Origin of the sequence: Plesiomonas sp., assembly GCF_051650925.1 — a bacterium.
Classification (GTDB): domain Bacteria; phylum Pseudomonadota; class Gammaproteobacteria; order Enterobacterales; family CAMTGL01; genus Plesiomonas.
In genome coordinates this window covers 1-1,539 of record NZ_JBOFRH010000521.1, presented here as the reverse complement: position 1 = coordinate 1,539, position 1,539 = coordinate 1, and the positions used below count along the sequence as shown (strand labels likewise).

The 1,539-nt window shown below is 46.7% G+C and carries 1 protein-coding gene; it reads right to left on the bottom strand.

Annotated features, from left to right (window positions below; translation table 11 throughout):
• Positions 1 to 716: 716 nt before the first annotated feature.
• The coding region (locus tag ACRC27_RS12450; RefSeq protein WP_438640015.1) for an aminotransferase class III-fold pyridoxal phosphate-dependent enzyme at positions 717 to 1,539 on the bottom strand (823 nt) is incomplete at its 5' end.

Here is a 1,539-nt window from a genome sequence, read left to right as displayed (position 1 = left end):
AAAAATAATATTCAGGAATGCTGATGTTATTTTGATGTTACATCGCATTCTAGAATAAAGGCAATTGATAGCCGTCAAGAAATGCGAAAAAGATATTTTAAACAGAAACATAAAGTGATGAGTCTGAAATAGTTATCTTGTAATCGTTGTTTTTAGAATAAATACACGCCAGCAAGCTGGTATGACCTGTTGTTTTTGCTAAAACGGCTTTTTTAAAGCGAATTATTCTGTATGAATATGCCTTGCGTGCATATGTGTAAAACGAAAGTGAAAGACTTAAGATTTGATAAATGAACGCGAGGGGAAAATGCGCGCATTACATTCTATAAATGTGCGATTTAAAATTAATTGTTGAGGGTATTATAATCAAAAAGAATATGCGCTGGTGTTATTGGTGGTGAAAATGAAATAAACATGCATTTCAGTCAGTTGTGTGAGCTTTATTTTTAATTCGAGCCGAGCATAAACGGGGATAAATATGTGATGCTATATAGTGCGTGCTACAAGACCCTCAATATCTAAACATCAATACCCAAGCAACCGAAGTCCTCACGGTTAAACCTCAAACGCCTCGATATCAACTCTTCTATTTTAAAGGCTAAGTTTTAAGACCGAAATTTCAAGTGCTTAACAACAACAGTAAACAGCGAATACTGCTACGTATTAGATACGTGCCGTATTCGCTGCAGTAGAAAAAGGGCTTGCGGTTGATGGTCTCAGAGGCCTTGCTCAATAACCGCATGTATAGCCGCAGTTAAACGGTGCACATCGTCTGTCGGCGACATATAGGGCGGCATCACATAGATTAAGCGCCCAAACGGACGGATCCACACCCCGAGACGCACAAACTCGGCCTGTAACCGCGCCATGTTCACCGGCTGGTGCATCTCCACCACACCGATCGCGCCGAGCACTCGCACATCCGCGACCGCAGGGTGTGTGCTTAACGGCTGCAAATCGGCCTTGAGCACCGCTTCGATACGCTGCACATCCGCTTGCCAGCTGCCGCTGGTCAGTAACGTCAGACTTGCCGATGCCACGGCGCAGGCGAGCGGGTTAGCCATAAAGGTTGGCCCGTGCATGAAACAACCGGCGCTACCACCGCTAATGGTATCGGCAATGTGGCGCGTGGTGAGGGTGGCGGAGAGTGTCATATAGCCGCCGGTTAAGGCTTTGCCTAAGCATAAAATATCGGGCGTGATCTCAGCATGTTCACAGGCAAAAAGCCGCCCGGTGCGACCAAATCCGGTCGCAATTTCGTCGGCAATCAGCAAGATACCAAACTCATCACATAGCTTACGTACTTCACGCAAGTATTGCGGGTGGTACATCCGCATCCCGCCTGCGCCTTGTACGATTGGCTCTAAGATAACGGCGGCAATTTCTTCATGGTGTTGTTCGAGCAAGGTGGCGAAGGGCGCAATATCCTGCGCTTGCCATGTGTCAGCGAAACGGCACTGTGGCGCTGGGGCAAACAGATGCTGCGGCAAAATGCCGCTATACAAACTGTGCATCGAGTTTTGTGGATCGCAAACTGAC